The organism is Chryseobacterium sp. VD8 (assembly GCF_037149975.1).
Classification (GTDB): domain Bacteria; phylum Bacteroidota; class Bacteroidia; order Flavobacteriales; family Weeksellaceae; genus Chryseobacterium; species Chryseobacterium indicum.
Genome location: NZ_JBBCQL010000040.1, coordinates 1 through 17,465, shown reverse-complemented (window position 1 = coordinate 17,465; position 17,465 = coordinate 1). Strand labels below are relative to the sequence as shown.

General features: G+C 36.9%; 18 protein-coding genes. 6 read left to right on the top strand and 12 right to left on the bottom strand.

Features of this window, described 5'->3' with window-relative positions:
- Positions 1-98: 98 nt before the first annotated feature.
- The 4 genes from WFK35_RS06770 (at position 99) to WFK35_RS06755 (ending at position 4,914) form a co-directional block, all read left to right on the top strand.
- A complete protein-coding gene (locus WFK35_RS06770; RefSeq protein WP_336731968.1) occupies positions 99-2,819 on the top strand; it encodes a TonB-dependent receptor plug domain-containing protein in 2,721 nt (906 codons plus the stop codon).
- 102 nt (positions 2,820-2,921) lie between these two features.
- The gene (locus WFK35_RS06765) at positions 2,922-3,740 is read left to right on the top strand and encodes an alpha/beta hydrolase (protein ID WP_336731967.1); all 819 of its coding nucleotides are present in this window, start codon (positions 2,922-2,924) and stop codon (positions 3,738-3,740) included.
- Positions 3,741-3,923: 183 nt separating this feature from the next.
- Positions 3,924-4,691, top strand: coding sequence for a phospholipase D family protein (locus WFK35_RS06760; protein WP_336731966.1), 768 nt, complete (start codon positions 3,924-3,926; stop codon positions 4,689-4,691).
- Positions 4,672-4,914: a hypothetical protein gene (locus WFK35_RS06755; RefSeq protein WP_336731965.1), complete on the top strand. Its 243-nt coding sequence runs from the start codon at positions 4,672-4,674 to the stop codon at positions 4,912-4,914. The genes WFK35_RS06760 and WFK35_RS06755 overlap by 20 nt, the downstream gene beginning before the upstream one ends.
- Before the next feature lie 121 nt (positions 4,915-5,035).
- On the opposite strand, the gene WFK35_RS06750 is transcribed toward WFK35_RS06755, so the two are convergent.
- From WFK35_RS06750 to WFK35_RS06735, 4 genes are all read right to left on the bottom strand, one after another.
- Complete coding sequence (locus WFK35_RS06750; protein WP_336731964.1) at positions 5,036-6,133, bottom strand: serine hydrolase domain-containing protein; 1,098 nt, start codon at positions 6,131-6,133, stop codon at positions 5,036-5,038.
- A 577-nt stretch (positions 6,134-6,710) separates the two neighbouring features.
- Positions 6,711-7,733 (bottom strand): alpha/beta hydrolase, encoded by a 1,023-nt coding sequence (locus tag WFK35_RS06745; protein WP_336731962.1) that lies wholly within the window; start codon positions 7,731-7,733, stop codon positions 6,711-6,713.
- Between the two features lie 20 nt (positions 7,734-7,753).
- Complete coding sequence (locus WFK35_RS06740; RefSeq protein WP_336731960.1) at positions 7,754-8,137, bottom strand: DUF3037 domain-containing protein; 384 nt, start codon at positions 8,135-8,137, stop codon at positions 7,754-7,756.
- Positions 8,124-8,897: a HipA family kinase gene (locus WFK35_RS06735; protein ID WP_336731958.1), complete on the bottom strand. Its 774-nt coding sequence runs from the start codon at positions 8,895-8,897 to the stop codon at positions 8,124-8,126. Before WFK35_RS06735 ends, WFK35_RS06740 begins: the two co-directional genes overlap by 14 nt.
- 202 nt (positions 8,898-9,099) lie before the next feature.
- Between WFK35_RS06735 and WFK35_RS06730 the strand changes: the two genes are divergently transcribed.
- Together WFK35_RS06730 and WFK35_RS06725 are read left to right on the top strand one after the other, a co-directional pair.
- Entirely contained in the window at positions 9,100-9,939 is an 840-nt protein-coding gene (locus WFK35_RS06730) for an alpha/beta hydrolase family protein (RefSeq protein WP_336731955.1), read from the top strand.
- Between the two features lie 83 nt (positions 9,940-10,022).
- A complete protein-coding gene (locus tag WFK35_RS06725; RefSeq protein ID WP_185204911.1) occupies positions 10,023-10,211 on the top strand; it encodes a bacteriocin-like protein in 189 nt (62 codons plus the stop codon).
- A 32-nt stretch (positions 10,212-10,243) separates the two neighbouring features.
- Here WFK35_RS06725 and WFK35_RS06720 read toward each other — a convergent pair whose 3' ends face one another.
- The 8 genes from WFK35_RS06720 to WFK35_RS06685 all read right to left on the bottom strand — a co-directional run.
- The gene (locus tag WFK35_RS06720) at positions 10,244-10,846 is read right to left on the bottom strand and encodes a hypothetical protein (RefSeq protein WP_336690177.1); all 603 of its coding nucleotides are present in this window, start codon (positions 10,844-10,846) and stop codon (positions 10,244-10,246) included.
- A 7-nt stretch (positions 10,847-10,853) separates the two neighbouring features.
- Positions 10,854-11,675 carry a flavin reductase family protein gene (locus tag WFK35_RS06715; RefSeq protein ID WP_336731953.1) on the bottom strand — a complete coding sequence of 274 codons (822 nt, stop codon included), beginning with the start codon at positions 11,673-11,675 and terminating at the stop codon, positions 10,854-10,856.
- A gap of 89 nt (positions 11,676-11,764) precedes the next feature.
- Positions 11,765-12,178, bottom strand: coding sequence for a GxxExxY protein (locus WFK35_RS06710; RefSeq protein ID WP_336731951.1), 414 nt, complete (start codon positions 12,176-12,178; stop codon positions 11,765-11,767).
- Positions 12,179-12,278: 100 nt separating this feature from the next.
- Positions 12,279-13,526: a fumarylacetoacetase gene (fahA, locus tag WFK35_RS06705; protein WP_336731950.1), complete on the bottom strand. Its 1,248-nt coding sequence runs from the start codon at positions 13,524-13,526 to the stop codon at positions 12,279-12,281.
- A 69-nt stretch (positions 13,527-13,595) separates the two neighbouring features.
- Positions 13,596-14,081, bottom strand: coding sequence for a hypothetical protein (locus WFK35_RS06700; protein ID WP_336731949.1), 486 nt, complete (start codon positions 14,079-14,081; stop codon positions 13,596-13,598).
- Between the two features lie 71 nt (positions 14,082-14,152).
- The gene (gene hppD / locus WFK35_RS06695; RefSeq protein ID WP_214588774.1) at positions 14,153-15,283 is read right to left on the bottom strand and encodes a 4-hydroxyphenylpyruvate dioxygenase; all 1,131 of its coding nucleotides are present in this window, start codon (positions 15,281-15,283) and stop codon (positions 14,153-14,155) included.
- A 230-nt stretch (positions 15,284-15,513) separates the two neighbouring features.
- A complete protein-coding gene (locus WFK35_RS06690) occupies positions 15,514-16,293 on the bottom strand; it encodes a hypothetical protein (RefSeq protein ID WP_336731948.1) in 780 nt (259 codons plus the stop codon).
- Positions 16,294-16,429: 136 nt separating this feature from the next.
- The coding region (locus tag WFK35_RS06685; protein ID WP_336731947.1) for an acetyl-CoA hydrolase/transferase family protein at positions 16,430-17,465 on the bottom strand (1,036 nt) is incomplete at its 5' end.

Sequence of the window (17,465 nt, the reverse complement as noted above, 5' to 3'; positions counted from 1 at the left end):
AAGTCATTTTCTGTATTCTTTTAGTCTATTAATTTTGTAGACTAATAAATATGATTTACATTTGCACTTTTAAAACATGAATTTAAAGTGAGGAATGTATGAAGAATAAAAAAACTATTTTTTCGGCATCAGTATTATTTTTTCTGGGAACATTTGCATACGCACAGGAAAAAGATACAGTAAAAACAAACAACTTAGAGGAAGTTGTTATTTTAGGATCAAGAGGCGGGGCAAGGTCTAAAGCAGACAGTCCGGTTCCGGTGGACGTTTTTAATATCAAAGAATCTTCGGTTATTTTACCGCAAACCAACGTCGCACAAATCCTTAATTTCATTGCACCGTCGTTTACATCAACCATACAAACCAATGCAGACGGAACCGATCATTTGGATCCTGCGCAGCTCAGAGGGTTGGGTCCCGATCAGGTTTTGGTTCTGGTAAACGGAAAAAGAAGACACACTTCCGCGTTAGTCAATGTCAACGGATCTCCCGGAAGAGGAACAGTAGGAACCGATCTTAATGCCATTCCGTCTTTTGCCATTAATAAAATTGAAGTTTTAAGAGACGGAGCTTCTGCGCAGTACGGTTCGGATGCCATTGCAGGAGTCATCAATTTAGGATTGAAAAGAGATACCGGAAAACTGACGGGACAACTAAGCTATGGCGGAAATCTTACCCCGACAGCCAACGATCATACAGGAGATTTTGACGGACAGAATATTCAGGTAGACCTTAACTACGGAAACAAAATCGGGAAGAAAGGCGGATTTTACAACATTACATGGACATCCCAGTTCAGAAATCCTACCTACAGAGCGGGAACAGAAAGCGGAAACATTTTCAATGCTTACAACGCGATCGAACAGCGTGCTTTAAACAACGGCGTGAATCTTTCATCCCTTTTCACGAATATTAACAATACTCCGAATTCCCAGCAGATCATCAATTATATTCATCAGTATGCACAGGAAGTCAATTATTTTTCTCCGACGTTGCAGAACCAGATTCAGTCGGCGAATACAATTTCCGCATTACAGGGAATTTTAAATACGAATGTGACGGATCAGGAACTTGCTTACAGAGGTTTGTCCAGAAAAGATTTCAATATGCAGGTGGGACAGTCTAAACTGAATAACCACCAGCTTTTTGCCAATGTAGAGGTTCCGCTGAACGATAACTGGAAAGTTTATACTTTTGGCGGATACAGCTTCAGACACGGAACTTCGGGAGGGTTTTTCAGAAGACCTAACCAAAGCAGAACATTTACAGGATTGTATCCCAACGGTTATCTGCCACAGATCGGAACAGACATTCAGGATCTTTCGCTTTCCGCAGGAATTAAAGGAGACTGGAAAGGCTGGAACATCGATTTCAGCAATACTTTCGGGCAGAATTCTTTCAGTTATGATATTAAAAATACCGGAAATACCTCTCTAAGATTTAATTCCCCGAATGAATTTGATGCAGGAGGTTTAAGATTTTCCCAAAATACGATCAATTTAGATTTTTCAAAAAAATATGATGTCTGGAGCGGAATCAATGTGGCTTTCGGAGCAGAACACCGTTACGAAAACTTTAAAATAACAGCAGGAGAAGAAGCATCTTACGCTACGTATGATGTTTCCGGAAATCTCTGGACCGGAAATACAGTTCGTCCGACCGACTTTTTCGGCGCTTCACTTCCGGGAGGTTCTCAGGTCTTCAGTGGATTTAAACCCGAAAACGCAGTAAATAAAAACCGACAGGCAATTGCGGGATATGCAGATGTTGAATTCAATTTTACCAACTGGTTATTGGCAGATGCAGCCGTGAGATATGAAAATTATTCAGATTTCGGTTCTACATTCAATTATAAATTAGCTTCAAGAATCAAAGTAAATAAAGATCTTAATTTCAGATTTGCAGGTTCTACAGGATTCAGAGCGCCTTCCATTCATCAGATTTATTATAATGTAACATCAACTTTGTTTACAAACGGACAGCTTCTGGAAGTGGGAACGTTCAGCAACGATTCAAAAGTTGCCAATTCATTGGAAATTCCAAGTCTGAAACAGGAAACTTCAAAATCTGCAAGTGTAGGATTTACCTATAAAATTCCTTCGGCAAAACTTACGCTTACTGCAGACGGATATTTCATCAGAATTGATAACAGAATTCTGCTTACCGGTCAGTTCGCAAGATCTGCCGTTTCTCCGGCAACGCAGCTGATCTACGATGCCGAAAGAGTAAATGCTGTACAGCTTTTTACGAACGCAATAGATACGGAAACCAGAGGACTGGATATTGTTCTTACACATAATGCAAAATTCTCAAACATCAAACTGGATAATAATTTTGCGATCAACCTTAACCGGACCAGAAAAGTCGGAGCCATCCATTCATCCGGATTATTACAGTCTTCAAATCTGGAAAATGTTTATTTTTCCGAGGCATCAAGAGTGTATCTGGAAGAAGCTGTTCCCAGAGTAAAAGCCAGCTTATCCAATCAGCTTACTTGGGGAGATGCTATTTTCTATCTCAGAAATACCTACTTCGGAAAGGTAACGAGTCCCGATATTATCGATGCAAACGGAGACGGCATCATTTCTCCGAACGAACATCAGGAAATTACAGATAAAATCATAACCGATGTTTCTCTGGCTTATCAGTTTACCAAAAATATAGGACTTACTGTTGGTGTCAATAATCTGTTTGATATTTACCCGACGAAAAACCTTCCTGCTTCTTCCAATAACGATCAGTTCGTTTATTCGCGATCAACTTCACAGTTTGGGCAGAACGGAAGATTTGTATTCTCAAGACTTAACTTTAATTTTTAAGTAATTTTTTTAATTCTCATCTGAAATGAATCCGGTTTTTCCGGGTTCATTTTTTATTTGGGTGAAAGACAATTTGTATCTTTAAACCATAAAAGTTATTCAATGAAAAGGATTCTGTTATTTTTACTTCTTACCCTGTTTTCCACACCGCTTTTTTCTCAGGAATACCGCACCGAAAATAATATTCATTATTATGATGAAAAAACCAATAAATCCGATGCTTACATCAATGAAAGATGTGTACTGGATATTTATATTCCGAAAAATGTGAAAAATTTCCCGACGGTGATCTGGTTTCACGGCGGAGGTTTAACAGGAGGTGAAAAGGAAATTCCGGAAGGATTGAAAAATAAAGGAATCGCCGTGATTGGAGTCAATTACAGGCTCTCTCCGAAAGTTAATGCTCCGAAATACATTGAAGATGCAGCCGCAGCAACAGCATGGGTTTTTAAGAATATTGAAAATTATGGAGGAAGTGAAGATCTTGTCTTTATTTCAGGACATTCCGCGGGAGGTTATCTTGCCATTATGGTAGGTTTAAACAAAATGTACCTGAACAAATACGGAATTGACGCCAATAAATTTGCCGGAATTATTCCTTTCAGCGGACAGATGATCTCGCATTTTACCACAAGAAAAGAAAAAGGAATTGAGGAACTGGATGCCAGAATTGACGAATATGCACCGCTGCATTTCATCAGAGCAGATGCACCGCCTTTGTTATTAATTACCGGAGACCGCGAGAAAGAACTGCTCGGAAGATATGAAGAAAACGCTTATATGGCGCGAATGATGAAACTGAAAGGTCATAAAGAAACCACTTTATACGAACTTCAGGGTTTTGATCACGGCGGAATGGCGCAACCCGCTTTTCCTTTGCTCATCAACGAAATGAAAAGAGTGGAAAAGAGTAGAAAGTAGGATGGAGTAGGCTGGAAGAGGGAAGATTTGATGCTAATAAATGTGCATACAGATTTTAAACTTCCCTCCTCCAGCTTCTAACTCCCAGCTTCCCTACTTCTAACTCACAACTTCTCACCCAATTATTTTGCAAAGTTTTTTATTTTTTCTTTCTTTGGAGCGAAAATAAAATGATTTCGAACGATGGGTATGTTTTACAACAATGCGGTTTGTGATATTTATATAGGAAAAAGTGCGGGAGCTAAAATGATGCAGGACATCAGAAATGCTCAGAAAAATGTGAAAATTGTTTCTCCTTATCTTTCTCCTTTTTTAATTAAAGAGCTGATTCATCTCCATTCCAGAGGAATTAAAATAAGATTGGTTACCAGCGATGAAATCGAAGATTTTTACGGCTACGACAAGAATATTCACAAACTGATTATTCAGAAAAAACACGTTGACGAAAAGGCAAAACAGACCAGAGACAATCTGGTAAGTCTCTCCGGAACGCTTCTTTTTGCCACGATCGGTTTGGGCGTGGTTTTGCTTCCTCTAATGTATCTTTTAAACAATTTTAAACTTGCTTACGGATTTATTATTGTCATTTTAATGTTTTTAATAAGAGATTCCATCGTCAAAAAAATAAAAAAGACAAAAGTTTACCATTACAGCTACAAACAGCTTTTCCCCTTTAAGGTTTTTGTTTCTCCGAATAGCGGAAATTCTACCAATAAAACCTTCATTCACAGTAAAATTTATATCATTGATGATGAAATTGCCTATTTAGGTTCTCTGAATTTCACAGGAAGCGGCGTGAAAGACAACCACGAAACCAGAATACGAACAACCGATCCGGAAGCCGTCGCAAAAATTATCGAAGAGGTAAAAGAAGTATTTTATCACTCCAATCTTCCGGAAAGAGATATTCAGTTTTGGGGAAGTCAGTTGTATGAAGAACCCATTAATTAAGATGAATGGTGAATTTGCTTTGCAGTCAATGGTGAATTTTTTCATTATGATTATCTCAATCATGTTAAATTCACTGCGAAGCGGCGTGAAAGATAACTACGAAACCAGAATCAGAACGACCGATCCGGAAGCCGTTGCTAAAATTATCGAAGGTAAAAGAAGTTTTCTATCACTCCAATCTTCCGGAAAGAGATATTCAGTTTTGGGGAGGTCAGTTGTATGAAGAGCCCATTAATTAATGTGAAAGGTGAATCTGCTTTGCGGTCAATGGTGAATTTTTTCATTATGATTATCTCAACCATGTTAAATTCACTGCGAAGCAAATTGATTATTCACCATTCACTTTAATTAATCACTGCATTTATTTTCTGCCATAAAACATCATCGAAATCTGAAAGAGCAAGATTCACATTATCTGCAGCATCACCCATTCTGATGATAACGAGTTTTTTGCTTGGAACGACATAGATTTTCTGGTCATTTTTTCCTAAAGCACAAAACATATCATCCGGTGCACTAGGAATCAATTTTCCGTTGAACTGAAACTGAGTCTGCGGCATATGATAACTTGTTTTTCCGTTCAGCCACCACAAATAACCGTAGGCTAAATTGATACTTTGGGAAGTGTTTGTCGCGCTTTGAAAATAATTGGAATTAATGATCTGTGTTCCGTTCCAGTTTCCGTTGTTTAAAGCCATCAGTCCGAAACGCGCCATACTTCTCGTTGTACTCCAATATACACTGTTGTCACCACTCTGGATCCAGTTTCCTGTCATCCCGATTTTATCCCTCAGTTTGGCATTGAAATATTGTGACCAAGTTTGTCCCGTTGCTGCGGCTACAACATCCTGAAGTTTTACATAAACATTATGATACGCCCACCGTGTTCCTGCATCGGCTTTGTACTGTAGATTTGCCGGACTTACATCATCTCCGAGACTGTCGTCCAATCCGGAAGTCATTGTCAGTAAATTCCGGCAGGTAATTAAATTTTCTTTTGCCAAAGGCGCGCTTGTCCAGCCGGTTCCGATGTATGTGGAAACTTTATTGTTGATATTGATAAATCCTTCCTGTTCTGCAATTCCCGTTACGGTTGAGGTTAACGTTTTTCCTGCGCTTGCCCAATACCAAGGGGTAGTAGAAGTATGTCCCGAAAAATAATTTTCCATAACGATTCTTCCATTTTGCAGGATCATAAAACTTTTAGAATGTTTGGTTTCCAGATACGTCAGAAGATCCTGAACTTTGTCCTGATGCCAGTTTAATACGGAAAGAGATTTGGTTTCCCATACATCACTGTTGGAAGGAGGAAAATACATGGCTTCCGTTGTAGAAACCGTACTGTTCGGATCTGAAGAGGGTTGCGTAATATCATCAGAAGAGCTGCAGGATAATGCTAAAAAACAAAAAGCAGAAACAGAAAATAGATTTTTTATTTTCATACGAAATTAGTTTAAATTCTGATTTTTAGATAAGCATAGTAACGAATAGTTAAAAACATTTGATAAAAAATGTTAAAATTATCTTCAACTAAATTTTAAACTAAAACTTGAATAGACTAATTTCAGAATTAACCGCAAAAGATGCAAAATATAATAATACAGTGAATTTCAAGAATAAGCAAAGCATTCAAAAGAATAAAAATCAAAGATTTTTAAAAACTATTGTGATCTTTTTCTTTTAAAATCAGCACTTTGAATAAGGATTATTTTATCTTTTGTGCCTTTTGTGGTTATATAAAAGGTTAAATATTCTTTGTAAAAAAGAAATTATCTTCAATTAAAATTTAAACTAAAACTTGAATAGACTAATTTCAGAATTAACCGCAAAAGATAATGATAAAGCGAATTTACAGAATAAGCAAAGCATTCAAAAGAATAAAAATCAAAGATTTTTAAAAACTATTGCAATCTTTTTCTTTTAAAATCAGCACTTTGAATAAAGGTTATCTTATCTTTTGTGCCTTTTGTGGTTATATAAAAAGGTTAAATATTCAATTAAAATTTAAACTATAACTTTTTACTTTTTGTGCGCATCAATAAAACGGATCATGTCATCCGTAAGCTGATCCATATATTTTTTATCAGTTGTTCCGAAACCGTGTGTTCCATCTTCAACCACGACAAGTTCAGCTTCTATGTTTTGTTTTTTCAGTTTTTTTACCAGTTTTTTAGAATGACTTAATGGTGCCACCTTATCTTTATTTCCATGAAGAATAAAGGTTGGAATTCCGTTTTCAGTCTCATTAATCGGGGAAACCGTTTCCAGATAATCTATGGCTTTTCTTTTTTCTTCATTAATATCGTAGCCGGAAATTCCGTAAACCAGTTTTTGTCTGATCTCAACAATCGGTTTAAAGAAGAGACCTACAATAGACACCGGAAGTTTTCCCAGTCTTGTGTGCAGAAGTTTATTAATATCAGTCGGTCCGAAATTATCAACCACATAATTTACCTTTGCCGAATAAGAAGATAATTCAGGACTTCCCAAATATTCATTATCATTTGTGTAAGCAGCCATCAGAGCCAGATGTGCTCCTGAGGAAGCTCCGAAAAAACCAATATTATTAGGATCAAAATGATATTGATCTGCATTTTTTCTTATCCATCTCACCACATCTTTGGTATCCTGAATCGGTAGCGGAAAATGTATGGTTTCGCTTACAAGGGTGTAATCGATACTTACAACAGCATAATTGTTTTCAACAAGCCTTAAAATGAAATTTTCGATGTAATTGTTGGATCTTACTACTTTATCACCTTTCGCCCATGCTCCGCCGTGAACATAGATTACCACAGGAAGTTTTGTGGAACCCGTATTTTTAGGTTTGTACAGATCCAATTTGATGGGATTTCCGGAAACATCATTTTTATACGTAATATTTTCTGAAAAATCCGTTTTTTCGGGGAGAAGAACACTTGGCGTTGTCGGAGTTCCTTCGATCGGACCCTGAGAATAACTCAACGTAAAAAAGCTGAGCAGAAAAATAAAAAACAGCCTTTTAGAAAACCTGTATGCCGTATTGTCATTCGTAAATTTCATAGAATATTTTTTTGAGGGTATTATTTTACTAACTCCTCAAAAAGCCTACCAAAAGTATCTTCCAGATTTCTGGATTTTCCGGGGTGAGGTCTCGAAGTCTGTACAACAGAACTTCTTACAGCAGTCAGCCAACGGAATCTTTCAGGTATTTCAAGCTGTGCAATCGGTCCTCCGTCTTTTGCGCCGTCTGCGATTCTTTTGAAGCTTTCCAGATTCTGGATCACGTCTTCATAGTCTATTTTGCTTCGCATCAGCTTAAATTTATCCGGACAGAGGTAAAATTCCACCTTAATGAATTTCTCTTTTTTTGAAAACATCACCAGTCCGATATTGAAAAACTCTTCTCTTTCAACCTTCGGAACCAATCGTATTACCGCGTATTCGTAGATTTTATCCTCTTGCATTTTTAGCTTCGTTTAAAAAGATTTCAGAATGTTCTAATCGGGTCTTCAGGAAGTTGAAATAGATTTCACGGATTTCTTCCGGCGTTTCTTCCGCATCGTTCCAGTGCAGCCAATCTTCGGGAATGATATTCACAATTTCTCTGAATACCTTTTCGTTCAGTACTTCTTTGGCAAACAGATCGGCTTCATCCAGCTTCGATGCCTGTGGAAGCAAAACATGATCTTTTACATATTTGAAAGGTGTTTTTGCTGCAGTATCAAAATTTTGCCATGAATGGTGAAAATAAAAAGAAGCTCCGTTATCAATAATCCAGAGCTCTTTATGCCACATCAGCATATTTGTGTTTCTGAAAGTACGGTCGATATTCGTGATAAACGCATCCAGCCAGACGATTTTTGAAGCCAGAAGCGGATCGATTTTCACACTCGGATCATAAGTAATGGAACCTGAAAGATAATGAAGCCCCAGATTAAGACCTTCGGAATTTTTCAAAAGATCCTGAATTTCTTCATCGGCTTCGGTTCTTCCGAAATCCACATCCAGATTCACAAAAACAAGCTCGGGAATTTTCAATCCCAAAATTTCTGTAATCTTTCCACCGATCAGTTCAGAGATCAGCATTTTTACTCCGTGACCTGCTCCACGAAATTTCAGAACATATTTAAAATCATCATCTGCTTCTGCCAGAGCAGGAAGAGAACCTCCCTCCCGAAGCGGCAGAATATAACGCATGACGGTTACCTTTCTTAAATCCAACATAAGGCAAAAATAAGATATTCCTTTGTGTTTATTTCTATTTATACTATTTTTAGGTAAAAAAATGATTGTTTCGAAATTATGATTCTGAATGGAGCATAGTGGAATGAAGAATCTAAATATAAATTTCCTGAACGATGCCCGCATCTATTAATGCGTGTCGGAATTATAAAAAAGTTTTTAATACATTATTATACAATACAATATGCAGATCACAAAAAAGCAAAATATCATTATTTCCAATCCTGAAACCAGAGATTTTCTTGCCGATGCCTTTTTTCCGGAAACAGGGGAGAAACTACCGTTGGTCATTTTTGTTCATGGCTATAAAGGCTACAAAGATTGGGGCGCTTGGAATCTTATGGCTGAAAAGTTTGCGGAAGCCGGATTTTTCTTTGTGAAATTTAATTTTTCGCACAACGGAACAACGGTTGAAAATCCTCATGAATTTGCTGATCTTGAAGCGTTTGGAAATAATAATTATTCCAAAGAGCTTTCGGATCTGGGAACCGTGATCGATTACTTTGTTAAAAATGAAAAAGTAGATGCTGATAATATTATCCTGATCGGTCACAGCAGGGGAGGAGGAATTTCAATCGTCAAAAGTTTTGAAGATGAAAGAATTCAAGGTTTAATTACCCTTGCAAGTGTAGACTCACTGGATCGCTTCCCAAAAAATAATGCTTTTGAAAAATGGAAAGAGGCAGGAATGTATTATGTGATGAATGGAAGAACAAAGCAGGAAATGCCTCATTATTATCAGTTTTATGAAGATTTTGAAAATAATTTTCACCGTTTTGATGTGGAAAGAGCAGCCGAAATGGCGAAAGTACATTTTTTAATCATTCATGGGACAGATGATGAGGCGGTGAATGTAAAAAGCGCAGAGCATCTTCACATCCTGAATCCTAATTCTGAACTGTATCTGGTTGAAAATGCCAATCATACTTTTGGAGCAAAGGAACCGTGGGAAGAGGAACAACTTCCAAAAGACCTTCATGAAGTTACAGAAAAATGCATTGCGTTTATTAAAGAGAAAATATGATTTTTCTGGATTTATAAAGAAGTCATATTCAAATTAAAAATTTTTCATACATTAGTGATATCAACAAATCTAAATCGTACACTATGAAAAATTTAAAAAAATTGAGCAGAGAAGCTAAAAAAAGTATTGTAGGGCAAGGACCTAGTTGTCCGCCTGTAGGATGTTATAATTTCTATCTCAGCGATGGAGACAGTACTTGTATCGCTTCGGGATGTCCGAACGATTACGGAACAATTGTTACGGTAAACGGACGATCTCAGTGTTGTTTCTAAAAAGTAAAGGAGTGAAAATTTTCACTCCTTATTTATTTGTTCAGCTTAATGGCATTCTTTTTTACGGATTTTAAAAGACTTCTGAAGTTTTTCATCGTCATCATTTCAGTGGACGGTGTAAAGATGGTTGCTTTCTCACCTTTTTCTACAGAAACTTCCGAATAGGCTTTGAGGGTGTAGATCTTTTTCAATGTTTTGATATCATAAACATCCATCATTGCAAACGTTTCATTTTTCCGGTATTCATCTTGTACACCTAAAGTATGATCTAAACCGTTTCGGACTTTGAACGTATAAATATTCACCAGAAAGTTAAAATCGGAGTTGTTTTTAAGGTCTTCCAGATCTTCCGTTTCCGGACTGAACGGAATATCATGACTGATTAAGTTTTCGGATTTTGCTGTCTTTAAATCATAGGCTTTCCCGCCGCTTAATTCGTTAAACAATTTCATGGTTGCAGATGTCATCATTTCCTTATGATGTTCATCAACAGTCGTATTGATATTATTAATCAGCCATTTCTGATCGTTAGAAAACACCAGAGATTTGCTGTAAATTCCGTAGTCTTTTCTTACAGGATAATAGCATGACTGTAAACCCAGTAATATCAATAATAACAAGAAATATTTTCTCATAAATCCTTTAGTAAATCAAAATTTTCCATGCATCTTCAATTTTACTTTCCAGTAATAATTTCTGGGCTTCAAAATGAACCTTTTCATCGGAATGATAATTTCCTGAAGGCAGTATTTCAACATTTGCCAGCATTCCTAAATCGTTTCCTGTAAATATTCTGCTGAATTTTATTTCGTCCGGAAGAAGATCGAAACCGATTCCTTTCGTTACCAGAGGTTTTGGAACTTCGAAAAGATTGTCTGCTGTGTTTCTGGAATACCAGTTGCTTCCCAGTCTCGCCACCATATTCAGTTTTGCCTGATCCAGATTGCCGTTTTCATCAAGGTACTCTTCCCGGATATGAATTTTCTGAACTTCACAGATCACCAGATTTCCTGCACCGCCCTGATCGCCTAAAGATTTTACTTCTAATACTTTACATTCAAAATTTACAGGGCATTCTTCAATTAATTTAGGCTGAACAAGATCAGCATCTTTCATCGTTAATCCGGATTTAATGAATTCGTTAACGCCTTCTTCATATTCTGTTGAAGCCAAAGAGATCTGCTGTACAATCGGAAAATTAACCGTTCCGATCACCACTTCCGGAACTTCAAGAACATTTTCCAGCGTATGTTTGATCGTATTGTCGCGAACTCTTCTTGAAGGTGAAAAAACCAAAATCGGAGGAACCGTACTGAACATATTAAAAAAACTGAACGGCGACAGATTGCTGTTTCCGTCTTTATCAACCGTTGAAGCTAGTGCAATCGGACGCGGTGAAACGGCTGTCTGCATTACTGTCTGCAGCTGTACGGGAGTTATTTCGGAGGGGATGAGTGTTTTCATATTTTTACTTTTTAACACTTAAGTTAATTTAGTTTTAAAGATTTTCCTTTATTTGAAGTACACCTTAGTTTTTTGAAAATCTACGATTTTCATTCTATGGGAAGTGTTTTGAAGAATTTTGAGGCAAAAGATTCATAACCTTCATAATAAAGATTAATGACATTAAAATTTACCAAAATTGATCTTGGAACTTTCAGTAAATTCATGTAGTTCATCGTTTGAGCTTTATGAATTTGGTGAATTTCAGAAACCGACTTTATTTCTAAAACAACTAGATTTTCAATAAGAAAATCACATTTTAATTTACAATCTATTAATTTCCCTTTATATGAAAAAGGAATTTCAAGTTCACTTTTGTATTTTAAACCTAAAATTTCAAATTCTCTTTCTAAACATTGATGATAAACATCTTCATATAATCCTGGTCCTGCCTGTTTATGAACTTCAATACAAGCTCCAACAATTTTATATGAAAGATCATTAATAAATTTTTGAGTTACCATAAAGTGAAAGATAATGAAAATCACAGATTTTCAGAAAACTAAAGTGAACTTAATTTTATGACATATTATTAACTTAAAATACTTAAGTGTTTAAATATAATTAATTTGCAGGAATAATTTTCCCTGAAACTTCACCGAAACCAACTCTCACTCCGTCTTTTTCAGCCCAGGCTTTCATGGTTACGGTATCGTTATCGTTGATGAATTTTCTTTCTTCTCCGTTGTTTAACTGGATAGGATTCTGACCTCTCCACGTTAATTCAAGCATGGAGCCGAAAGATTTCGGGTCGCTTCCTGAAATGGTTCCGCTCGCATACAGATCTCCGACTTCCACGTTACAGCCGTTTACGGTGTGATGTGCCAGTTGCTGTGTCATGTTCCAGTACATATGCTTGTAGTTGCTTTCGCAGATCAGGTTTTGCTCTCCGTTTTCAGGCTGAAGATAGACTTCAAGATTGATGTCGTAATTTTTATCTCCCTCAAATTTCAGATAATCCAGAACTTCAGGTTCCTGTGTAGGAGAGGCGGTTCTGAATGGCTCTAAAGCTTCCAGAGTAACCACCCACGGCGAAATAGAGGAACCGAAATTTTTGGCTAAAAATGGTCCCAGCGGAACATATTCCCAAGACTGAATATCTCTTGCGGACCAGTCGTTGAAAACCACCATCCCGAAAATCGCGTCTTCAGCATCTTTGGTCGAAATACTTTCGCCCATTTCGGTGTTTTTATTGATGATGAATGCCATTTCCAGTTCAAAATCCAATTGATTGCACGGTCCGAAAACCGGCTTTTCTACATCTGCAGGTTTCATCTGACCTTTTGGACGGTTGATTTCTGTTCCTGAAACGACGATAGAGGAAGCTCTTCCGTGATAACCTACCGGAAGATGTTTCCAGTTAGGAAGCAGTGCATTTGCAGGATCTCTGAACATTTTTCCCACGTTGTTTGCGTGTTCGATGCTGCTGTAGAAATCTGTATAATTCGGAATATGAACCGGCATCATCATTTTAACCTGATCCAGTTCATAGAAAGCTTCTTCAATAGTTTTTTCGTCTTTTGATAAAGTAGAACCTTCCTGTAATAATTCCTGAATTTTTAAACGAACGGCGTTCGTTACAGGCTTTCCAAGCTCGATGAACTCATTTAAGGTATAGGCCTCGAAAACGTTATCGCCAAAGCCTTCGATTTCTTCGAAATACCCTAAATCGTACAACGTTGCCAGATCTATAATCTGATCACCGATTCTTGTACAGCACCCGATGTATTCTTTGTTGAAAACCGCTACACCAAACGGAATATTATGAATAGAAAAATCTGAATCTGATGAATATTCTACAAATGATTTCATAATTTTAGAATTTAGTTTGGACTTTATATAAATCCGTTAGAATTTTTGGTTGTAATATTTGTTTAAATATTACTTTTTAGATTTGGTTTTGTTTTTAACTTTAGAAAAAGATTCTTCGTCAATCCATCTTGCTTTTGTGTTCACGTCAATCAGGTACAGAATATTGTCCTGTCTTGTTAAAAGCAGCGTTTTGGTAACGGGGATCGGAACTTTTTTGTTTTCCAGAAGATCAGCTCTTAAAGAAATGATGTTCTTTTTGTTTCTTACAATATCCCCTGAAAAAACATTTGAACTGCTTTCTCCGGTGGCTTTATCGTCAAAAACCTCTACATAAGTTGCTTTATTTCCTTTAATGACGATAAAATCCCTTTCGGTATGGTCTGCTTCATCGTTGATGAAAACAAACTTTTTGTTGTCAATGTTTACCGTTTCCAGATTCTGGTTGACTCCCTTTCTTTCCTCAAGTCTTGTAAGAATGTCATTCAGCGAACCATATTGAGCTTTTAGACCAAAGCTCGCTCCTAAAAATAACATTCCAATTAAAAATTTTTTCATATTAATGTGTTTTTTATAAAAAAGTTTTGTCAAGACTGTTCATCCTGACAAAACTCACTGTTACTATAAAATTAAAGATTTCCTCTTCTTTCCTGTTCTCTTTCCAATGCTTCGAATAATGCTTTGAAGTTTCCTGCTCCGAAGCTTTGTGCCCCGTGTCTTTCAATAATTTCAAAGAATAGAGTAGGGCGGTCTTCTACAGGTTTTGTAAAGATCTGAAGCAGATATCCTTCTTCATCATGATCAATAAGGATACCAAGCTCCTGAAGTTTCTTAATATCTTCGTCGATGTGTCCCACTCTTTCAGGAACCATGTCATAATAGGCTTCAGGCGGCGCAGACAAAAATTCTACCCCACGTTTTTTCAGTTCTGTTACGGTATGGATAATGTCTTTTGTAGCTACTGCAATGTGCTGTACTCCTTCACCTTCGTAGAAGTCCAGATATTCTTCTACCTGAGATTTTTTCTTCCCTTCTGCAGGTTCGTTGATCGGGAATTTTGCGTAGCCGTTTCCGTTGGACATTACTTTAGACATCAAAGCAGAATATTCTGTATTAATCTGCTTGTCATCAAAAGAAAGAATGTTTACAAATCCCATTACTTTTTCATACCATTCTACCGTTGGGATCATTCTGTCCCAGTCTACGTTTCCTACGCAGTGGTCTACATACAGTAAACCTGCATCTTCAGGCTTGTAATCGCTTTCCCACTTTTCGTAACCGGGCATGAAAGGTCCGTTATAATTTTTTCTTTCGATAAACATATGAACGGTTTCTCCGTAAGTATAAATTCCGGACATTCTTACCTCACCGTTTTCGTCTGTTAACGTTACCGGCTCAAGGTAGGGTTTTCCGCCTCTTTTTGTAGTTTCTTCAAATGCAGAATAGGCATCATCTACCCAAAGAGCCAAAATTTTCACTCCATCACCGTGTTTTTTTACGTGCTCATTAATTGGAGAATCAGATTTAAGTCCTGTGGTGAGTACCAATCTGATTTTTCCTTGCTGAAGAACATAAGAAGCACGATCTCTTACTCCAGTTTCAGGACCAGCGTATGCAACAGACTGAAAACCAAAAGCGGTTTTATAATAATGTGCAGCCTGTTTAGCATTTCCTACATAAAACTCAATGTAATCTGTACCATTGATCGGTAAAAAATTTTCAGCCTGAGCAATTTTTTCGGCAAATGTAAGTGTTGACATATTTCTATTTTTACTTTATATTTATGGGAATGCAAATTACGAATTTCTTACTAATACGAAAAATATTAACAAACAATCGTTAGGTTGATTTAACATAATCGTAAAGAAAAGTTCATTTAAGTATATTTAAGTTTATTATTATGCTGATAATATGTATAGATTTGTATTACTAACAAGTGAAAAAAAAATATTTCGAAAAATGAAGCCGCAGGTTTTTCCTGCGGCTTTCTTTATTTTAGATTGTTTAATCTTCCTGCATCCGGGTTATAATTATCCCATATTTTCCACACATTGTCTATTTTTCTTATAAAATAAATCTGTGTATTCAGCTGGTTAACGAAATGTTCTTCACCTGTTGCTCCTACTTTAAAAAGCAGGTTCCAGAATTCCTGAGATTCCAGAATTTTTTTGTCCGGTTCATCTGTCACAATATGGATGTCAAATACTTCATAATTCGAACGGTTGTTTTTCGTTACCAGATGAAAATCTCTTTCACACAATTCTTTGCTGAAATGTGAGGCTCTTTCCATAAAGGGCGATTCATTGAATACCAGATCTGTGAAAAGTTCTGTCTTATGCTGAGGAAACTGCTTGTAAAATTCAAAAACGGTAGCGCAGTAGTCATATACCATCCGAAAGAATTTCTGACTGTTGTCTTCATCATCTCCCTGTCTCTTTTCTTTTATAAACTGTATGTAAGCATTTAAATCTTTGTACCCCAGAAAAATACAGATCTTATCCAGTGTTTTCAGAAACCGGAGATCGTTGTGCGTTTTGTCCTGATAATCATTTTCAAAAAAACGCTGAAGGGTAACATGGGAAATCGTATTCCCAATTTCAAACTTTTTTCCGCCTTTAAGTTCTTCAGCCTCAGAAAGTTCATCTTTAATGATTTCAGAAAGAATAATATAATGGCTTCGTTTCCATTCCTGTACATTTCCCAGAACCGAATTTTTCACTTTGGGATGTTTTATAACCTCTTCTCTTATCGAATTATATATCGTTTTCAATTTCCTGTTTTTAAAAGCTTTTTTGCAAATATACTGCCAATTGACTGATTTTTTTTTAACTATTTCATTATGTTAAATCGTAGACTGTTTTTTTGACTGGCAGAAAGAAAAATAAGCTCTTAAAATATAGAAAATATTAATGCTTAAACCTTTCATAAGCAGCTTTTTCCAACATTTCCCTGTCATCGGGATGCGCGATGCTGATTAATTCCTGAGCTCTCTGTCTTAAATTTTTTCCGTAAAGGTAAGCAGTACCGTACTCCGTTACAACCCAATGAATATGCCCTCTTGTGGTTACCACTCCGGCTCCCTGTTTAAGGAAAGGAACAATTCTGGAAACTCCTTTTTTGGTTCTCGAAGTAATGGCAATGATCGGTTTTCCGTCTTCGCTTAATGCTGCTCCTCTCATAAAGTCCATTTGTCCGCCGATTCCGCTGTACTGCATCGTTCCGATAGAATCTGCACAGACCTGTCCGGTAAGATCAATTTCAATCGCCGAGTTAATCGCAACCATTTTATTATTTCTCATGATATTGATCGGGAAATTCACGGTACTTACATCATCAAAGGAAAATACCGTATTATCGTCTACATAATCATACAGTTTTCTTGTTCCAAAACAGAAACTGGTAATGGTTTTATTGTCGTTGTAACCTTTATATTTATTGTTGATGACATCATTCTGGATCAGGTCAATTACACCGTCACTCAGCATTTCGGTATGTACTCCCAGATCTTTATGATTGTGAAGACATTTCAGAACCGCATCCGGAATGGTTCCGATTCCCATTTGCAGGGTGGATTTATCGTCAATTAATTCAGCAACATTTTTCCCGACCAGCATTTCTTCCGGACCTACTTTTGCCCCGTAATCTACGGTTGGAAGTTCTTCTTCATGCCATACAAGCTTATGAATTCTGCTGATGTGGATCATTCCGTCGCCATGCGTTCTCGGCATTAAAGGATTCACTACTGCGACAATGATTTTTGCGGTATCCACCGCAGCTCTTGCAACATCCACGGAGGTGCCCAATGTACAGAAACCATGTCTGTCGGGCGGTGAAACAGTAATTAAAGCAACATCAAGCGGCAATATATTTTTTCTGAAAAGAATAGGAATTTCACTTAAAAATACGGGAACAAAATCTCCTCTGTCGGAATTCACTGCATCG

Excerpts from the sequence above, each read along its gene's own strand:
- WFK35_RS06770 (WP_336731968.1), top strand. The coding sequence starts at position 99 with ATGAAGAATAAAAAAACTATTTTTTCGGCATCAGTATTATTTTTTCTG.
- WFK35_RS06765 (WP_336731967.1), top strand. The coding sequence starts at position 2,922 with ATGAAAAGGATTCTGTTATTTTTACTTCTTACCCTGTTTTCCACACCG.
- WFK35_RS06760 (WP_336731966.1), top strand. The coding sequence starts at position 3,924 with ATGGGTATGTTTTACAACAATGCGGTTTGTGATATTTATATAGGAAAA.
- WFK35_RS06755 (WP_336731965.1), top strand. The coding sequence starts at position 4,672 with ATGAAGAACCCATTAATTAAGATGAATGGTGAATTTGCTTTGCAGTCA.
- WFK35_RS06750 (WP_336731964.1), bottom strand. The coding sequence starts at position 6,133 with ATGAAAATAAAAAATCTATTTTCTGTTTCTGCTTTTTGTTTTTTAGCA.
- WFK35_RS06745 (WP_336731962.1), bottom strand. The coding sequence starts at position 7,733 with ATGAAATTTACGAATGACAATACGGCATACAGGTTTTCTAAAAGGCTG.
- WFK35_RS06740 (WP_336731960.1), bottom strand. The coding sequence starts at position 8,137 with ATGCAAGAGGATAAAATCTACGAATACGCGGTAATACGATTGGTTCCG.
- WFK35_RS06735 (WP_336731958.1), bottom strand. The coding sequence starts at position 8,897 with ATGTTGGATTTAAGAAAGGTAACCGTCATGCGTTATATTCTGCCGCTT.
- WFK35_RS06730 (WP_336731955.1), top strand. The coding sequence starts at position 9,100 with ATGCAGATCACAAAAAAGCAAAATATCATTATTTCCAATCCTGAAACC.
- WFK35_RS06725 (WP_185204911.1), top strand. The coding sequence starts at position 10,023 with ATGAAAAATTTAAAAAAATTGAGCAGAGAAGCTAAAAAAAGTATTGTA.
- WFK35_RS06720 (WP_336690177.1), bottom strand. The coding sequence starts at position 10,846 with ATGAGAAAATATTTCTTGTTATTATTGATATTACTGGGTTTACAGTCA.
- WFK35_RS06715 (WP_336731953.1), bottom strand. The coding sequence starts at position 11,675 with ATGAAAACACTCATCCCCTCCGAAATAACTCCCGTACAGCTGCAGACA.
- WFK35_RS06710 (WP_336731951.1), bottom strand. The coding sequence starts at position 12,178 with ATGGTAACTCAAAAATTTATTAATGATCTTTCATATAAAATTGTTGGA.
- fahA (WP_336731950.1), bottom strand. The coding sequence starts at position 13,526 with ATGAAATCATTTGTAGAATATTCATCAGATTCAGATTTTTCTATTCAT.
- WFK35_RS06700 (WP_336731949.1), bottom strand. The coding sequence starts at position 14,081 with ATGAAAAAATTTTTAATTGGAATGTTATTTTTAGGAGCGAGCTTTGGT.
- hppD (WP_214588774.1), bottom strand. The coding sequence starts at position 15,283 with ATGTCAACACTTACATTTGCCGAAAAAATTGCTCAGGCTGAAAATTTT.